Source organism: Polaribacter porphyrae (assembly GCF_002954685.1).
Lineage (GTDB): Bacteria > Bacteroidota > Bacteroidia > Flavobacteriales > Flavobacteriaceae > Polaribacter > Polaribacter porphyrae.
This window is the reverse complement of record NZ_MSCN01000001.1, coordinates 3,852,979-3,868,613: the sequence shown is the minus strand read 5'-3', so window position 1 is coordinate 3,868,613 and position 15,635 is coordinate 3,852,979. Positions and strand designations below refer to the sequence as shown.

At 29.7% G+C, this 15,635-nt stretch carries 17 protein-coding genes; 12 read left to right on the top strand and 5 right to left on the bottom strand.

The annotated features are described in order from the left end of the window. Window positions 1-20: 20 nt before the first annotated feature. Entirely contained in the window at window positions 21-524 is a 504-nt protein-coding gene (locus BTO18_RS17295; RefSeq protein ID WP_105017432.1) for a GbsR/MarR family transcriptional regulator, read from the bottom strand. Window positions 525-630: 106 nt separating this feature from the next. Between BTO18_RS17295 and BTO18_RS17290 the strand changes: the two genes are divergently transcribed. The 7 genes from BTO18_RS17290 (at window position 631) to BTO18_RS17260 (ending at window position 6,455) form a co-directional block, all read left to right on the top strand. Continuing rightward, window positions 631-1,158, top strand: a complete 528-nt coding sequence (locus BTO18_RS17290; protein ID WP_105017431.1) for a DUF8685 domain-containing protein — start codon at window positions 631-633, stop codon at window positions 1,156-1,158. Between the two features lie 176 nt (window positions 1,159-1,334). Then, the gene (locus BTO18_RS17285; RefSeq protein WP_105017430.1) at window positions 1,335-1,874 is read left to right on the top strand and encodes a sigma-70 family RNA polymerase sigma factor; all 540 of its coding nucleotides are present in this window, start codon (window positions 1,335-1,337) and stop codon (window positions 1,872-1,874) included. Window positions 1,875-1,941: 67 nt separating this feature from the next. After that, window positions 1,942-2,832: a dienelactone hydrolase family protein gene (locus BTO18_RS17280; protein WP_105017429.1), complete on the top strand. Its 891-nt coding sequence runs from the start codon at window positions 1,942-1,944 to the stop codon at window positions 2,830-2,832. Between the two features lie 51 nt (window positions 2,833-2,883). Continuing rightward, on the top strand, window positions 2,884-3,705 hold the full coding sequence (locus BTO18_RS17275; RefSeq protein ID WP_105017428.1) for a class I SAM-dependent methyltransferase: 822 nt from the start codon (window positions 2,884-2,886) through the stop codon (window positions 3,703-3,705). A gap of 73 nt (window positions 3,706-3,778) precedes the next feature. After that, entirely contained in the window at window positions 3,779-5,341 is a 1,563-nt protein-coding gene (locus BTO18_RS17270; protein ID WP_105017427.1) for an NAD(P)/FAD-dependent oxidoreductase, read from the top strand. 192 nt (window positions 5,342-5,533) lie between these two features. Next, the gene (locus BTO18_RS17265) at window positions 5,534-5,983 is read left to right on the top strand and encodes a hypothetical protein (RefSeq protein WP_105017426.1); all 450 of its coding nucleotides are present in this window, start codon (window positions 5,534-5,536) and stop codon (window positions 5,981-5,983) included. Window positions 5,984-5,990: 7 nt separating this feature from the next. After that, window positions 5,991-6,455, top strand: a complete 465-nt coding sequence (locus tag BTO18_RS17260; RefSeq protein WP_105017425.1) for a hypothetical protein — start codon at window positions 5,991-5,993, stop codon at window positions 6,453-6,455. A gap of 149 nt (window positions 6,456-6,604) precedes the next feature. On the opposite strand, the gene BTO18_RS17255 is transcribed toward BTO18_RS17260, so the two are convergent. Further along, window positions 6,605-8,563 (bottom strand): YgiQ family radical SAM protein, encoded by a 1,959-nt coding sequence (locus tag BTO18_RS17255; RefSeq protein WP_105017424.1) that lies wholly within the window; start codon window positions 8,561-8,563, stop codon window positions 6,605-6,607. Window positions 8,564-8,707: 144 nt separating this feature from the next. Here BTO18_RS17255 and BTO18_RS17250 point away from each other — a divergent pair, with 144 nt between their 5' ends. Then, entirely contained in the window at window positions 8,708-10,567 is a 1,860-nt protein-coding gene (locus BTO18_RS17250; RefSeq protein ID WP_105017423.1) for a M61 family metallopeptidase, read from the top strand. A gap of 143 nt (window positions 10,568-10,710) precedes the next feature. Here BTO18_RS17250 and folP read toward each other — a convergent pair whose 3' ends face one another. Both folP and BTO18_RS17240 read right to left on the bottom strand, forming a co-directional pair. After that, a complete protein-coding gene (gene folP, locus BTO18_RS17245) occupies window positions 10,711-11,532 on the bottom strand; it encodes a dihydropteroate synthase (RefSeq protein WP_105017422.1) in 822 nt (273 codons plus the stop codon). After that, window positions 11,533-12,114, bottom strand: coding sequence for an LOG family protein (locus BTO18_RS17240; protein WP_105017421.1), 582 nt, complete (start codon window positions 12,112-12,114; stop codon window positions 11,533-11,535). A gap of 84 nt (window positions 12,115-12,198) precedes the next feature. Here BTO18_RS17240 and BTO18_RS17235 point away from each other — a divergent pair, with 84 nt between their 5' ends. The 4 genes from BTO18_RS17235 to BTO18_RS17220 are packed head-to-tail and all read left to right on the top strand — an operon-like array spanning window position 12,199 to window position 14,873. After that, on the top strand, window positions 12,199-12,732 hold the full coding sequence (locus BTO18_RS17235) for a DUF1599 domain-containing protein (RefSeq protein ID WP_105017420.1): 534 nt from the start codon (window positions 12,199-12,201) through the stop codon (window positions 12,730-12,732). 37 nt (window positions 12,733-12,769) lie between these two features. Further along, window positions 12,770-13,759 (top strand): DoxX family protein, encoded by a 990-nt coding sequence (locus BTO18_RS17230; protein ID WP_105017419.1) that lies wholly within the window; start codon window positions 12,770-12,772, stop codon window positions 13,757-13,759. Further along, on the top strand, window positions 13,756-14,127 hold the full coding sequence (gene crcB / locus BTO18_RS17225; protein WP_105017418.1) for a fluoride efflux transporter CrcB: 372 nt from the start codon (window positions 13,756-13,758) through the stop codon (window positions 14,125-14,127). The genes BTO18_RS17230 and crcB overlap by 4 nt, the downstream gene beginning before the upstream one ends. A gap of 44 nt (window positions 14,128-14,171) precedes the next feature. Next, on the top strand, window positions 14,172-14,873 hold the full coding sequence (locus tag BTO18_RS17220; protein ID WP_105017417.1) for a crotonase/enoyl-CoA hydratase family protein: 702 nt from the start codon (window positions 14,172-14,174) through the stop codon (window positions 14,871-14,873). Between the two features lie 141 nt (window positions 14,874-15,014). Here BTO18_RS17220 and BTO18_RS17215 read toward each other — a convergent pair whose 3' ends face one another. Further along, the gene (locus tag BTO18_RS17215; RefSeq protein WP_105017416.1) at window positions 15,015-15,629 is read right to left on the bottom strand and encodes a DUF1684 domain-containing protein; all 615 of its coding nucleotides are present in this window, start codon (window positions 15,627-15,629) and stop codon (window positions 15,015-15,017) included. Between the last annotated feature and the right edge of the window lie 6 nt (window positions 15,630-15,635).

Sequence of the window (15,635 nt, the reverse complement as noted above, 5' to 3'; positions counted from 1 at the left end):
AAGTTTGTATTCAAATTTTTTTACTTTTTTACCATTTTTGTAAAGTTAGACAATAGCCAATGTTCATCAGCTTTTATAGCCTTATCTAAAATTCCATTTACAGTTGTGGTTACTTTAGATAAATCATTTAAAACTTTTTTAAAAGCTGTAGCTTCATCAGTAGTCTCTTCCACAATTTGTAAGTCAGCTAATATTTTTAACACAGGTTCAATCTCTCTTTTTTTACGTTCTTTAGTAATTTGCTTAAACAATTCCCACATATCTTTATTTGCAACAAAAAACTCTTTACGCTCACCTATTACCAATTCTTTTTGTACAATTCCCCAATCAATTAGTGCTCTAACATTCATATTTACATTTCCTCTAGAAATTTGTAATGTTTCCATAATATCTTCTGCAGATAATGGTTTTGTAGAAATAAGCAACAGAGCATGAACTTGAGCCATAGTTTTGTTAATTCCCCAAGAAGTAGCTAAACTTCCCCAAGTCTGAATGTATTTATTTTTTGCTTCATCTAATTTCATATGACAAATATACAATTATTTTCTAAACTTTCAATAATTATTGAAAATAAAATAATTTGATAGAATAGAGAAGTTATTTATCTTCCCTAAAAATTAAAATACTAAAATGAAATTATTAGGAATAGGCTCGAGAATTGAACATTCAGAATTTGGTAAAGGTGTAGTTACAAATGTTACTTCTAAACATTATTGGGTAACTTTTTTAGAAAATGGATTAGAAACCATTGATATTGGCAGTGATTTCGAAGTGATTGAAGCTGTTGAAGATGAAGTAGATACTGTTAGTTTTTATGAAGTGGAAAAATCATTAAAAGAGATTTTACAAAAATGGTCTGATGTTACTCAAATTACTCCAATAGCAGACAGATGGAAAAAAGGATCTTTAATTTTAAGACCTGCAGATTCTAATTTAGCAGATAAAGAAATTCCCATTGATACGTTTTTCCATAAAATTGTAATGGTTAGAGACAGAATTCGAGTGATGGAGCAAAAAATTAATTCTAGTAAAACTTTAGACGACCAAGATAAAATTGATTTACAGCAATATATCACAAGAATCTATGGTAGTTTAACCACTTTTAATGTGTTGTTTAAATTGAAATCAGATCAATTTGTGGGTTCTCGTTCAAAATAAAATACATATCCTTTGCATCTTTTTTAAATTTTGTTTGTCTATTATATGAACATTAAAACTAATAAAATGAAAAACTATAAAAATGAATGTACTTGTACTTGTGAAGCTTGTAAAATTGATAATTGTAAAAACTGTACTTGCATAAGTTGTACTTGTACAAATTGTAATTGTTAAGGATGACAACAAAACAAGTTTGGACATCATATTCTGACGATTTAAAATATTTTATCATCAGCAAAGTAAAAGATAAAACTATTTCTGATGATATTTTACAGGATACTTTCATTAAAATACACACCAAGCTGCATACTTTAAAAGATATTACCAAACTAAAATCTTGGTGTTTTAGTATTGCTCGAAATTCAATTATTGATTATTGGAATAAAACAAATAAAACATTTGAAATTGCTCATTTTGAAAGCGAAGAATCAATAACAGAAAACATTCATACAGAAAAAGATTGTTTAAGAGGCATCTTAAAAAACTTACCAAAAAAATATAGAGATCCTCTATTTTTATCAGATATAAAAGGATTAAAACAACAAGAAGTTGCTTTTCAGTTAAAACAAAGCTTATCAACTACAAAATCACAAATTCAACGTGCAAGAAAACTTATAGCTAAAGGATTTATGGATTGTTGTGGGTTTCAACTAAATTCTGATGGTAATTTAGTTGGAGAAATCAAAGAAAAAGAAGATTGTAAGGTTTGTAATTAATTTAAGAAAACGAATCATCAATTTTTAATTATATTAGAGGAATTAATAATTTATTATAACCTCAACAATGATTCAACTTAAAAAAGAAGATATAAGTCAAGAAGTATTTGATTTATACGATGACTATGCACACAATAAATTAACAAGAAAACAATTTCTTGAAAAACTCTCTTTATATGCTGTTGGTGCAATAACTTTACCTGCTTTGTTAAGTTTTATTTCTCCAAATTATATAGATTCTATCACTGTTCAAGATGATGATCCTAGAATAGATTCAGAAATGATTACTTACGATTCTCCTAAAGGAGGATTAAAAATTGATGGCTTATTATCTATTCCAAAAGATACTACTGGTAAACTCCCAGGAATTATTGTTGTTCATGAAAATAGAGGTTTGAATCCATATATAAAAGATGTAGGTAAAAGAGCCGCTTTAGAAGGTTTCATTTCTTTAGCACCAGATGCTTTAACTCCTTTAGGTGGTTATCCTGGAAATGATGATGAAGGAAGAACAATGCAAAGAAAAAGAGATCGTTTGGAAATGTTAGAAGACTTTATTGCTGCCTATAATTATGTAAAAAATCATAAAAACTGTACAGGTAAAGTTGGTGTAGTTGGTTTTTGTTTTGGTGGATGGATTTCTAATATGATGGCTGTTCAAGTATCAGGTTTAAGTGCAGCAGTTCCTTATTATGGAAGACAACCTAATGATGAAATGGCTGCACAAATTAAATCGCCTTTATTATTACAATATGGTGAATTAGATAAAAGAGTAAATGCAGGTTGGCCAGCTTTTGAAAAAGTATTAAAAGAGAATAAAATTGAGCATACTGCACATTTTTATCCGAATGCAAATCATGGTTTTCATAATAACACAACTCCAAGGTTTGATAAAGAAGCTGCAGATTTGTCTTGGGAAAGAACCATTGCTTTTTTTGATAAACATTTAAGAGGATAAAATTTAATTTATTATTTCTAAATAAATGAAGAGGTCTCATTAATACATAAAATGAAAAGAAAGCCACTTATCAGTAAAGAATTAGACGATTTTTACAACAAAGCTTCAGAAGAGACTCGTCTTGAGAAAGGAATGGGGATTTTTGAATTTGAACGAATAAAAGAACTCATTCAATTACATATATCTAAACCAAATTTAATTATAATTGATGTTGGTGGTGGTACAGGAAAATATAGTGAATGGCTTGCTAAAAATAATCATACTGTACATTTAATAGAACCTGTTGTAAAACATATAAAACTTGCTGAAAAAAGAGCTAATAAATTGAATAACCCATTTTCTGTAACGAAAGGAATTGCTCAAAAATTACCCTACAAAAATGAATTTGCTGACTTAATTATTCTGCATGGCCCTTTATATCATTTACAAAATAGAGAAGATAGAATTTCTGCTATTTTAGAAGCAAAAAGGGTTTTGAAAAAAGGAGGGATTATTTTAGGATTTGCCATAAATGCAACAGCATCAACAGTAGTAGGTTTAATGAATGGAATGATTCACGCCAATTCCTTTTTTGAAATGTGCAAACAAGAACTAACCACTGGAATTCACAATGCACCAAAAGATTTTCCTTTTTTATTAGCTGATGCTTTTTATCATAAACCACAAGAATTAAAAGAAGAGTTTTTAGAGCAAGATTTAGAGTTCATCAATTTATTTGCAGTAGAAGGTATGATTTGGTTAGACAACGAATATTTTGCAAATATGTTAGACAAGAAAAAGTCGAAAACCTTAAAAGCGTTACAAAATTTAACTCAAAACGATGAGTATTTGTTACCTTTTAGTCCTCATATGATGATTGCTGTTAAGAAATAGTTTAGCAAATTTTTATGCATAAACCTAAAAAACATTCCTATTTTTATTTAAGCTTTTCAACTATTTTTGTGCTATGGTAAAAGAGGTTCAATTTAGAGTAAAATTACAAGAAGAAACAAAAGCAAATATTCTAGAAATTAAAGCTGCACAGTTTTTAAGCATACCAAAATCGGATATTAGTGCTATTAAAGTTTTGCGTAAATCTATTGATGCTCGAAATCCGAAAATATACTTTAATTACAAAGTAGCTGTTTATATTAAAGAACCAGCTCCAGAAAATTCTGAATATCAATTTAATTATAAAGATGTAAGTAACAAACCTGAAATTCATATTGTAGGTTTTGGTCCTGCTGGAATGTATGCAGCTTTGCGATGTATAGAATTGGGCTACAAACCTATTGTTTTAGAACGTGGTAAAGATGTTAGAGCAAGACGTAGAGATTTGCGTGAAATTAATCAGTTTCATAACGTGAATGAAGATTCTAACTACTGCTTTGGTGAAGGTGGTGCAGGCACATATTCTGATGGTAAATTATATACTAGAAGTTTAAAACGTGGAGATGTGCGTAGAATTTTTGAAAACCTTGTTTATCATGGGGCTACAGAGCAAATATTAATTGATGCACACCCACATATAGGAACAAATAAATTACCGAAAATTATTGCAAAAATTAGAGAAAACATCATAAAATATGGTGGTGAAGTTCACTTTGAATCTAAAGTTGTTGATATTACTATCAAACAAAATAAAGTACAAGCTGTTGTATTAAAAGATGGTCGTGAGTTTTCTACAAAAGCTTTAATTCTTGCAACAGGCCATTCTGCAAGAGATATTTTTGAATTGTTACACAAAAAGAACATAGCACTACAAGCAAAATCATTTGCTATGGGAGTGCGTGTGGAACATCCTCAACAAATTATTGATAGCATTCAGTATCATTGTAAAGGAAATCGTCATGAATTATTACCTGCTGCAGCTTATAGTTGGGTTGAGCAAGTAAAAGATAGAGGCGTATACTCTTTCTGTATGTGTCCAGGAGGTTTTATAGTTCCTGCAGCTACTTCTAATGGAGAGGTTGTTGTTAATGGTATGTCACCTTCTAAAAGAAATAATGCATTTGCAAATTCTGGTATTGTAGTAGAAATTAATGCTGATAAAGATTTGTATAAATACGAAAAATTCGGGCCTTTGAAAGGGTTACAATATCAAAAGGATTTAGAGAGATTGGCATTTACAGCTGGTGGAAGATCACAAACTGCACCTGCACAAAGAGTTACCGACTTTATTAACGGAAAATTATCTCCAGAATTAAATCCAACTTCATACCAACCAGGCTTAAAATCGTCTCCTCTACACTCACTATTACCAAAAGCAATTGGAGGAAAACTACGTAAAGGATTTGCTCAAATTGGTGAAAAAATGCACGGATATAATACAAACGAAGCTAATATTATAGGTGTTGAATCTAGAACTTCATCACCAGTAAATATCCCTAGAAAAGAAAATTTAGAGCATCCAGAAATTAAAGGTTTATTTCCTTGTGGAGAAGGTGGTGGTTATGCAGGTGGTATTATTTCTGCAGCTATGGATGGCGAACGATGTGCAGAAGCAGCTATTGAAAATTTAAAAATATAAATGAATAGTTTTGTAGTTTTCATAAAAGTTTAAATAGTTGTTTTTAAAGGTAAGTATTTTTTTAAAACAAGAAATAGTTTGGTTTGTTTCTAAACTTAAAAAAATATAACTTCGCTAACTTCGAATATAAGTCATTAAAACGACACATATTCGTTAACACGTTGTAGCACATTAACCCAAAAACGAAAAACTATGAAAAAATTATTATTATTTGTTGGAATTATCACACTATTATCTTGCTCTTCAAACGAAGAAGAAACTAAAACTAAATTAGAAGTCATTTTGAATCCCCCTGCTTGGATAAACGGAACTTGGTATTCAGAATCTATTGGAAACAATGATTATGGTTGGATTTTTACAGATGGAAATGCAATTAGAATGAATCAAGGTAGTGAACAAGTAAATATAAAGGAAAGCACAACATCAAGTTTGAATGGTCGTGATTACTTGAATCAACAATCTGATTTTGTAAAAGAAATAATTCTTGACAATAGATATTCAATCGAAATAGAATATCATGATCCAGCACGTCCAAGTATTGACCACGAAGTTCTTTATGAATTTATAAAAATTTCAGACACAGAAATTGAATGGACTACAGCACCAACTTCAGTCAAGCCTTTAATAATGAAAAAACAGTAATATAATTATGAAAAAAGATTACTCTGAAAGAAGTGATTTAGAAAAAATTAAATCAAACTGGAATAAAGTAAATGGACTTTATGAAAGAAAAGAATGGTCTACTGTAATTTTACGTGCTTCAACATCAGTTGAATTGAGTGCAAACCTTGTAATTCGGAATGAGCTGCAAAACAATAAGAATAATGATTCAGACTTTGTCTCTCATCTATTAATTTGGGCAAATGGAATTAGAGGTAAATTTGATAAACTTCTAATTCCAATTTTTAAAGGTTCTGATTTTGAGAAAGAATTAAAAAAATTAAATACAAAAGCTCAAAACATAAATCAAGAAAGAAACAGTATTGCACACAGTGGTCAGTTTAAAGAGAAATCAACGGCTGAAAAAATAATCAAAGAAAGTCAATTAATAATTGAAACTTTAATTAAGCAATATCACAAAGATTTTGAACTAAAAAAAATATTAGAAAAATAACGTGCTACAACACCGTATATAATTTATTGCTGGCTTCTTGCCTACTTACGAAAGTCCTCGTGGACTTTCTTGGTCGGTAATTATTTACTAAATTAGGTGCTTGAAATACGCAACAAACCATATACATAAACGTTAGCGAAAAATTAAAATTACCTTCTTTTTTTTGGAGCTCTACTCACTTTTTTCTTTCTTCTATTAAAAGGAACAGCATCATCAAAAGTGTTTTTTGCCGCTTTTGCTTTTTTATTTTTCTGCCAAGATTTATTTTCTGGTAATAAAACTTTTAATAAATCTTGTCTTCCAACTTTGTTCAATGTTCTTTTAATCCAATCTTTGTTTTCTTTTTTATACCAAAAGAAAAATTTATGCTGGTCTTCTTTCTCCTTTTTTGTTTTTGGAGTTCTTGTAGGTTTTAACGTGTAAGGATGATATCCTGAATAATAAATCACAGTTGCAACTGTCATTGGAGTTGGTGTAAAACCTTGAACTTGTTCTAACTGAAAGCCCATATTTTTAGTTTCAGCTGCCAAATTTGCCATATCTTCTACTTCACTTGCAGGATGGCTTGATATAAAATAAGGAATCAACTGTAAGTTCAATTTTTTCTTTATGTTGATTCTGTCAAAACGCTCTTTAAACTTATGGAAATAGGTAAAAGAAGGCTTACGCATCAACTTTAAAACAGGATCAGACGTATGTTCTGGAGCCACTTTTAAACGCCCAGAAACGTGTTTGGTCATTACCTCTTCTGTATAAGCATCCAGTTCTTTTGCATCTGCATTTTTATTAAATTCAGGCACTAGCATATCGTGTCTAATTCCACTTCCAATAAAAGATTTTTTAATTTTTGGATGTTTATCTACTGCTTGATATAACTCTGTTAAAGGCTTGTGAGACGTGTCTAAATTAGAACAGATTACAGGCGAAATACAACTTGGTGCAACACATTTATCGCAAATAGATTGTACTTTACCTTTCATCTTGTACATATTTGCAGAAGGTCCACCAATATCAGACAAATAACCTTTAAAATCTGGCATATTTGCCACTTTATCAATCTCTTTTAAAACCGATTCTTGACTTCTACTTGCTATAAATTTTCCTTGATGTGCAGAAATGGTACAAAAGCTACAACCACCAAAACACCCTCTGTGAATATTTATAGAGAATTTTATCATTTCAAACGCAGGTATTGGCCCACGTTTGTTGTATTTTGGATGAGGAAGTCTTGTGTAAGGTAAATCAAAAGAACCATCAATTTCTGCTTCTGTCATTGTTGGAAAAGGTGGATTTATAACTAAAGTCCTCTCTCCTACTTCCTGAAAAATTCTTCTTGCTTTTAATTTATTTGATTCTTGTTCTATCGTTTTAAAATTCGATGCAAATGTTTTTTTATCAGCTAAACAAGCTTCATGAGAATTGATAGTTACATCATCCCAATTGTTCACAACAGGGATTTTTTCTTCTTTTTGATTGATTAAAACTGCAGTTTGTTTGATGTTTTTTAAACTTGAAAAAGGAACACCTTTTTGCAACAATTCTACAATTTCGCGCAAAGGTTGTTCACCCATTCCATAAACCAACATGTCTGCTTTCGAAGTCTCTAAAATGGTTGGCAAGAGCTTATCAGACCAATAATCATAGTGTGTTACACGTCTTAAAGAGGCTTCAATTCCACCAATTAAAACAGGTACATCTGGGAACTTTTCTTTTAATATTTTACTATAAACAGAAGTTGCATAATCTGGTCTAAAACCTTTGTCTCCATTTGGAGTGTATGCATCTTTATCTCGTCTTCTTTTACTGGCTGTATAATTGGAAACCATAGGATCCATACAGCCTCCAGTTGCTGCAAAAAATAATCTGGGTTTGCCTAATTTTTCAAAATCTTGCAAATTATCATTCACACTTGGTTGTGGTACAATTGCCACTTTTAAACCATAACTTTCTAAAATTCGTCCAATTACAGCAGGTCCGAATGATGGGTGATCCACATATGCATCTCCACTGAATAAAATAACATCTAATTGTTCCCATCCACGAATCTTTACTTCTTTCTTTGTGGTTGGTAACCAATCTGTTAATTGATGTTTTTTCGTTTCTTGCATAGTTTGCAAAAATAATAGTTTTAAAGTTGACTTTCACTTTTTTTTTAAATCAAAAAATAAGCTTGTATTTTCTGCCAAAGTTTTGTTAATTCCTATGGTACACCTTAAAAATCTAATACTTTTGCAAAAATTAAAATCAAAAAAATGAAAAAAATAATTGTTGCCATTATTACTATCGCTTTTTTAGGGAGCTGTGCTTCATCAAAAATAGCTGGCAAAAAAGATAGTATTGAAGTTGCTATCGACTTGAATACAGTTGTTGATGATAAAGTAAAAGTGGAAGTAAATCCAACAAAAATTAATGAACGAACTATTATATATCAGATTCCAGCAATTGTTCCAGGAACTTATGCTATGAGTGATTATGGTCAATTTGTCTCTGATATAAAAGCGTTTGATTATGATGGTAATGAAATGAAAGTAAGCAAATTAAATCCCAATTCTTGGTTAATTACTGATGCTACAAAAATGGATAAAATTACCTATTGGGTTGATGATACTTTTGATTCAGAAAAAAAACATGGAATTTATGTAATGGCTGGAACAAATATTGAAGAAGGAAAAAACTTCTTTTTAAATCTACCTGGTTTTGTAGGTTATTTTAAAGGAAAGAAAGAAATGCCTTATAATTTAACAATTTCTCATCCTGCAGATTTGTATGAAACTTCTTCATTAATCAATAAAAACACAACTAAAGAAGATAATACCAAAGATGTATTTTACGCTTCTAGATATGATGAGATTTCTGACAACCCAATTATGTATGCTCCATTAAATACTGTAAATTTTATAGTAAATGGTGTTGAAGTTTCTTTAGCTGTATATTCTCCAAATAATAAACATTCAGCAAAAGATATGGAGGCTGATTTAAAGAAAATGGTTGAAGCCCAAACTAATTTTCTAAAAGATTTTAAAACTACAAATGAATATAACATTCTAGTGTATTTATTTGATCCAACAGTTTATAAATGGAGAAGTTTTGGTGCTTTAGAGCATTTATCATCAACAACTGTGGTTTATCCAGAAACATATACAAAAGAGCAATTAGCAAATGGAATGATTAATGGAACCATTTCTCACGAGTTTTTTCATATTGTAACGCCTTTATCTGTGCATTCAGAAGAAATTCATTCGTTTAATTTTAGTGAACCAAATATGTCTAAACATTTATGGATGTATGAAGGTATTACAGAATATTTTGCAAATCTTTTTCAAGTAAATCAAGGTTTAATATCTGAACAAGAATTTATTGATAAAATGAAAGGTAAAATTGCAAATTCAATGCGTTTTAATGATACAATGTCTTTTACAAAAATGAGTAAAAACATATTGGAAGATAAGTATGCTAAAAATTATGGAAACGTATACCAGAAAGGAGCTTTAATAGGAATGTCTTTAGATATTTTATTAAGAGAAGAAAGCAAAGGTGCTTATGGTGTACGTAATTTAATGAAAGATTTATCAGATAAATTTGGTAGAAATATACCATTTAAAGATGATGAAATTTTAGCTCAAATTGTGGAGATGACCTATCCTTCTATAGGTACTTTTTTCGACAAACATTTAACAGGGAATGTTGCTATAAATTATGACGCATTGTTACAAAAGGTTGGGGTAGTTAAAAAAATTGAAACAGTTGATACTGGATATTTTTTAGATAGTAACAGACAAATATTTTTATCTGCTAACAGAAAACAAGAAATATTTTTTACGAAAAGAAAAAATACAGCTTTAGCAGCTTTAGGTGTTAAAAGTGGTGATGTTTTAAAATCTGTAAATGGACAAGAAGTAAACTTAAAAAATATTAGAAACTTTATAGGACAATCTATGCAGTGGAAAGCTGGAGATAAAATTTCTTTTGAAGTTTTAAGAAATGGAGAAAAACTAAAATTAGAAGGCGATTTTATGAAAGGTAAAACAGAAGTAGAAAAATTAGTGATTGAAGACTTACCTGATACAAATCCAAAGAAAAAATTAAGAGATGCTTGGTTAAAAGCTTTATAATATTCTTTATTAAATATTTTAAAAGACTCTCACTTTGAGGGTCTTTTTTGTTGAATTCATGTATCATTTCTAATGAAACGAAGTGGAATTGAGAAATCTCAAGTTTGGTTATAAAGATTTCTACACAAGGTCGAAATAACAAATTAACTTACCTGCTCAACAATTTTCACAGCCTCAACAGCTTCTTTTACATCATGTACACGTAAAATGTTTGCACCATTTAAAAGTGCAATTGTATTTGCAGATGTGGTTGCATTTAAAGCTTCTTGTGCAGAAATATCTAAAGTTTTATACAACATCGATTTTCTAGAGACACCAGCTAAAATTGGTGCTTCTAAACTTTTAAATAAAGACAAATCTTTTAATATTTGATAATTATGGGCAATGGTTTTTCCAAATCCAAAACCAACATCAATAATTACGTCGTTCAATTTTAGTTGATGTAATTCAAAGATTTGTTTCGCAAAAAATGAAATAATATCTTTTACAATATCATCATAAACAGGATTTTGTTGCATATTTTGTGGAGTCCCTAACATATGCATCAAAATGTATGGCACTTGCAAATTAGCAACTGTTTTAAACATATTTGCATCCATATTTCCTCCAGAAATATCATTTACAATAGCTGCTCCAGACTTTATCGTAACATCAGCAACTCTACTTCTAAAAGTATCTATAGAAAGTACAATTTCAGGAAAATTTTTAAGCAACAATTCAACTACAGGAACAATTCTTTTTAACTCTTCTTCTTCAGAAATATGTTTGGCTCCAGGTCTTGAAGAATAAGCTCCAACATCAATAAAAGTGGCACCTTCTGTCAACATTTTTTCAACTTGATTTAAAATAGCTTTTTCATTTTTATATTTTCCTCCATCATAAAAAGAATCTGGAGTAATATTTAAAATACCCATCACTTTTGGCGATGATAAATCAATCAATATTCCTTTACAATTTATAGTCATTTAACTTACTACTTTATGAATTACGTGACTTATTTCTGGTGCTTTATAATTATTCATTTTTTCTAATAAATCATCAACTGTATTCGCAACAATTAATAGTTTTTTGTTTGCTGGTTTTACATAACCTTCCTCAACCATTTTATCAATCTGAACTAAAATAGCATCAAAAAAACCATTGATATTTAACAACCCTACTGGTTTTTGCTCAATGTGAAGTTGATTTAAAGTGAGAGCTTCAAAAAGTTCATCTAAAGTTCCAAAACCTCCAGGCAACGTAATGTAACCATCTACTAATTTGCTCATTATTACTTTGCGTTCGCTCATTGTTTTGCAAACAATCATTTCCTCTACTCCAGAATGCACAACTTCTTCTTTCTCTAATAATTTAGGAATTACACCAATCACTTCTCCATTTTTAGCTAAAATTGAATCCGCTAAAACTCCCATCATTCCTATTTTTCCTCCACCATAAACCAATCCAATTTCTTTTTCTACAAATGCATTTCCTAACTCAATTGCAGCCTGTTTATACACAGGATTAAATCCTAAACTTGAACCACAGAAAACAACAATTCTTTTCATCTTATTCGTTGATAAATTCACAGTAAAAATAAATGAATTGCGTTTAAGTTTTACTATTTTTGAAGAAATAGTTTTACCAAAGAAATGCAAGACACCTCAAAACAATACGATGCTGTAATAGAAGATTGCAGAAGTTTATTTATCAAAAAAATGTCTGATTATGGCTCTGCTTGGCGTATTTTACGTTTACCTTCTTTAACAGATCAAATTTTTATTAAAGCACAAAGAATTCGTCAACTGCAAGAAAATGAGGTTCGAAAAGTAGATGAAGGCGAAAAATCTGAATTTATTGGGATTATAAACTACTCAATTATGGCTTTAATTCAATTAGAATTGGGTGTTGTTGAAAACCTTGATTTATCAACAGAAAAAGCCACTAAATTATATGATAAACATAGTCAAATCACCAAAGATTTAATGCTAAATAAAAATCACGATTATGGTGAAGCTTGGAGAGATATGCGTGTATCTAGTTTGACTGATTTGATTCTTCAAAAACTATTAAGAGTAAAGCAAATTGAAGATAATAAAGGAAAAACGTTAGTTTCTGAAGGTATTGATGCCAATTATCAAGATATGATTAATTATGCAGTTTTTGCGATGATACATTTGGAGTAATAAAATGAGCTTACCTCTTATCTAAAAATTTCTAAAAATGAAAAAATCAAAAAACAAACTTACATACAATTTAGTACAAATAGCAAGAATAATAGTAGGTGCCTTATTTATATTTTCGGGCTTTGTTAAATTGGTAGATCCTATTGGTTCTCAATATAAATTTGAAGAATACTTTTCTGAAGGTGTTTTAAATATGGAATTTTTAATTCCTTATGCTTTGCATTTTGCCATCTTTTTAATTATCGCAGAAATTGTTTTAGGTATTGCATTATTGGTAGGTTGGAAGGCGAAATTTACCATAAACAGTTTAAAATTAATAATTTTACTTTTCTTATTTTTAACTTGGTATTCTGCTTATTACAATAAAGTTACAGATTGTGGTTGTTTTGGCGATGCAATTAAACTAACACCTTGGCAAACCTTTACCAAAGATGTGATTCTAACGATTCTCATCTTTTTTATTGGTGCAAAAATTAAATATATTAAACCAATTACAAGCACAAGTTTGCCTAGTTTAATAGTATTTATAAGCTTACTTTTATCAAGTGGAATTACCTATTACGTTTTAAATCATTTACCAATTATAGACTTCAGAGCGTATGCTATTGGTAAAAGTATTCCTGAAGGAATGGAGTATAAAAATGATGGAGAATTGCCTCCTGTACACGATTTCTTTTTAGAAGATGCTCAAAATGATTTAGCTCCACAAATCTTAAAAATGGATAAAGTAATGCTTGTCATTATATCTAGTATTGATAAATCTGATTTTGAAGGGTTAAAAGAAATCGAGAAAATAAGTAAGAAAGCGATTAGCAAAGGCTACAAAGTTTATGGTGTTTCTGCTTCTTTTTCTGATCTTATTGATTTAACAAAAAAGAAATTTAATTTTCCATTTGAAGTTTTATTTTGTGATGAGACTACTTTAAAAACAATGATTAGAGCCAATCCAGGTTTTATGATTTTAAATAAAGGAGTTATAGTTGACAAAAAAAACTGGAAAGACGCTGATGATTTAGAACTAAAATGAAAAATTTAATTCTCGTTTTTATTGGTGGTGGTTTAGGAAGCGTTTTACGTTTTTTAGCTGGCAAATGGCTAAACAACTCTGAAAATGGAATTCCTTATGGAACTTTTGTTGCAAACATTTTAGGTAGTTTGTTAATTGGAATAATATTAGGATATGCTGCAAAAAGCGAAACCTTAAATCAAAGTCAAACATTGTTATTAGCAACAGGGTTTTGTGGTGGTTTTACTACATTTTCTACCTTTGCTTACGAAAATCATGTATTCTTAAAATCTGGAGATTTTACCTCTTTTGCTTTCTATACAATTGCTAGTTTTGTAGTTGGGTTTTTAGCGGTTTTTGCAGGGATCTATTTAGTTAAATTTATATAAATGTCAAGTTCTAGTATAATTAAGAACGAATTAAATTAAAGAAAATGAACGAATTTGTAACCTATAAATCAGAAGAAAATTATTCAATCATCACAATAAATAACGGAAAAGCAAATGCTATTTCCCATGAAGTAATTGATGGGATAAATAATGCTCTAGACCAAGCCAAAAAAGATCAAAATGTAGTTATAATAACAGGTACTCCAGGAATTTTATCTGGTGGTTTTGATTTAAAAGTGATGAAAACTTCACCAAAAGCTGCATTAGAATTGGTTACAAAAGGCTCGAAACTTTCTTTACGAATGTTGTCTTTTTCGATGCCAATAATTATGGCTTGTAATGGGCATGCTATTGCTAAAGGTGCATTTTTACTATTAAGTGCAGATTATAGAATTGGTACTCAAGGTGATTTTAAAATTGGTTTAAATGAAGTATTAATTGGCATGACCATGCATTATGCAGGTATTGCCATTGCAAAATCTCGTTTGTCTGAAGTTTATTTAAACAGAAGTGTAAACAATGGCGAGATTTTTAACCCAAAAGATGCAATAATAGCTGGCTTTTTAGATACTATTGTACCTGAAGATTTACTTTTACCAACTGCTATAAAAGTTGCTCAATTATTTAGCCAAGTTAATAAAAAAGCACATGCAGAAACAAAACTTAAAGTTAGAAAGCCTCATTTAGATAATTTAGAAAAAGCGATTGAATTAGATTTAGCTGGCAGTATTTCTTTAGATGTTTAAAATGATGTAAAATTCATAGTTTCTTTTTGAGTAAAATGAAACGAAATCAAGAAAGGTCTACAAATCCTCAAACCATTTCTGAAAAATAAAAAGAGATTTCTCAATACTACTGCGTTTCATTCGAAATGATACAAGTAAACTTTAATGCTTCTCAAAAACTTGAACCCCAGCTTTAACTTCGATATCTAAATGATTTTTTCTTGGTACTAATGGGCAAGAATATCGATCATTATAAGCACAATATGGGTTATAAGTATTATTAAAGTTTAAAAGTATTGTATTATTATCTTTAATATCTGTTGTCATTACATCCATATAACGTCCTCCACCATAAGATTCATTACCAGAAGTATTATCTGTAAAAGGCAAAAAGAGATAGTTTTTGTATTTTTCATCACGTAAATCATCTTGACTTTGATAAATAGTTAGCTCTAAATCTTTTCCTTTTAGATTAAATTTTAGCACTCCATATTCTTTATATAAAGGTTTTCTATCTGTTGAAGTTGCCATCTGAAAAGTTGGTGCATTTTCAGTTCTAATTAATGTTGCAGTTACCATAAAAGAACTATCAACAGGAAAAAAATCTAATCCTTTAAAGTTTTTTAAATCTTTCTTCTTTAAAGGCGATGTTGATGCGTCTTTATAACTTGCATTCAATTTTTGTTGATATTCAGTTTTACCAACTAATGGTCTTTTATCTTGTGAATTGCAAGATAATACCAATAAAAGGGTTAAGGAAATTATATTATTTTTCATGTAGTA

What these genes read in the sequence shown, in the direction of transcription:
- BTO18_RS17290 (WP_105017431.1), top strand. Translation starts at nt 631, where the DNA reads ATGAAATTATTAGGAATAGGCTCGAGAATTGAACATTCAGAATTTGGT.
- BTO18_RS17255 (WP_105017424.1), bottom strand. Translation starts at nt 8,563, where the DNA reads ATGCAAGAAACGAAAAAACATCAATTAACAGATTGGTTACCAACCACA.
- BTO18_RS17220 (WP_105017417.1), top strand. Translation starts at nt 14,172, where the DNA reads ATGAACGAATTTGTAACCTATAAATCAGAAGAAAATTATTCAATCATC.
- BTO18_RS17280 (WP_105017429.1), top strand. Translation starts at nt 1,942, where the DNA reads ATGATTCAACTTAAAAAAGAAGATATAAGTCAAGAAGTATTTGATTTA.
- BTO18_RS17260 (WP_105017425.1), top strand. Translation starts at nt 5,991, where the DNA reads ATGAAAAAAGATTACTCTGAAAGAAGTGATTTAGAAAAAATTAAATCA.
- BTO18_RS17285 (WP_105017430.1), top strand. Translation starts at nt 1,335, where the DNA reads ATGACAACAAAACAAGTTTGGACATCATATTCTGACGATTTAAAATAT.
- BTO18_RS17235 (WP_105017420.1), top strand. Translation starts at nt 12,199, where the DNA reads ATGCAAGACACCTCAAAACAATACGATGCTGTAATAGAAGATTGCAGA.
- BTO18_RS17215 (WP_105017416.1), bottom strand. Translation starts at nt 15,629, where the DNA reads ATGAAAAATAATATAATTTCCTTAACCCTTTTATTGGTATTATCTTGC.
- BTO18_RS17275 (WP_105017428.1), top strand. Translation starts at nt 2,884, where the DNA reads ATGAAAAGAAAGCCACTTATCAGTAAAGAATTAGACGATTTTTACAAC.
- BTO18_RS17230 (WP_105017419.1), top strand. Translation starts at nt 12,770, where the DNA reads ATGAAAAAATCAAAAAACAAACTTACATACAATTTAGTACAAATAGCA.
- folP (WP_105017422.1), bottom strand. Translation starts at nt 11,532, where the DNA reads ATGACTATAAATTGTAAAGGAATATTGATTGATTTATCATCGCCAAAA.
- BTO18_RS17270 (WP_105017427.1), top strand. Translation starts at nt 3,779, where the DNA reads ATGGTAAAAGAGGTTCAATTTAGAGTAAAATTACAAGAAGAAACAAAA.
- BTO18_RS17240 (WP_105017421.1), bottom strand. Translation starts at nt 12,114, where the DNA reads ATGAAAAGAATTGTTGTTTTCTGTGGTTCAAGTTTAGGATTTAATCCT.
- BTO18_RS17295 (WP_105017432.1), bottom strand. Translation starts at nt 524, where the DNA reads ATGAAATTAGATGAAGCAAAAAATAAATACATTCAGACTTGGGGAAGT.
- crcB (WP_105017418.1), top strand. Translation starts at nt 13,756, where the DNA reads ATGAAAAATTTAATTCTCGTTTTTATTGGTGGTGGTTTAGGAAGCGTT.
- BTO18_RS17265 (WP_105017426.1), top strand. Translation starts at nt 5,534, where the DNA reads ATGAAAAAATTATTATTATTTGTTGGAATTATCACACTATTATCTTGC.
- BTO18_RS17250 (WP_105017423.1), top strand. Translation starts at nt 8,708, where the DNA reads ATGAAAAAAATAATTGTTGCCATTATTACTATCGCTTTTTTAGGGAGC.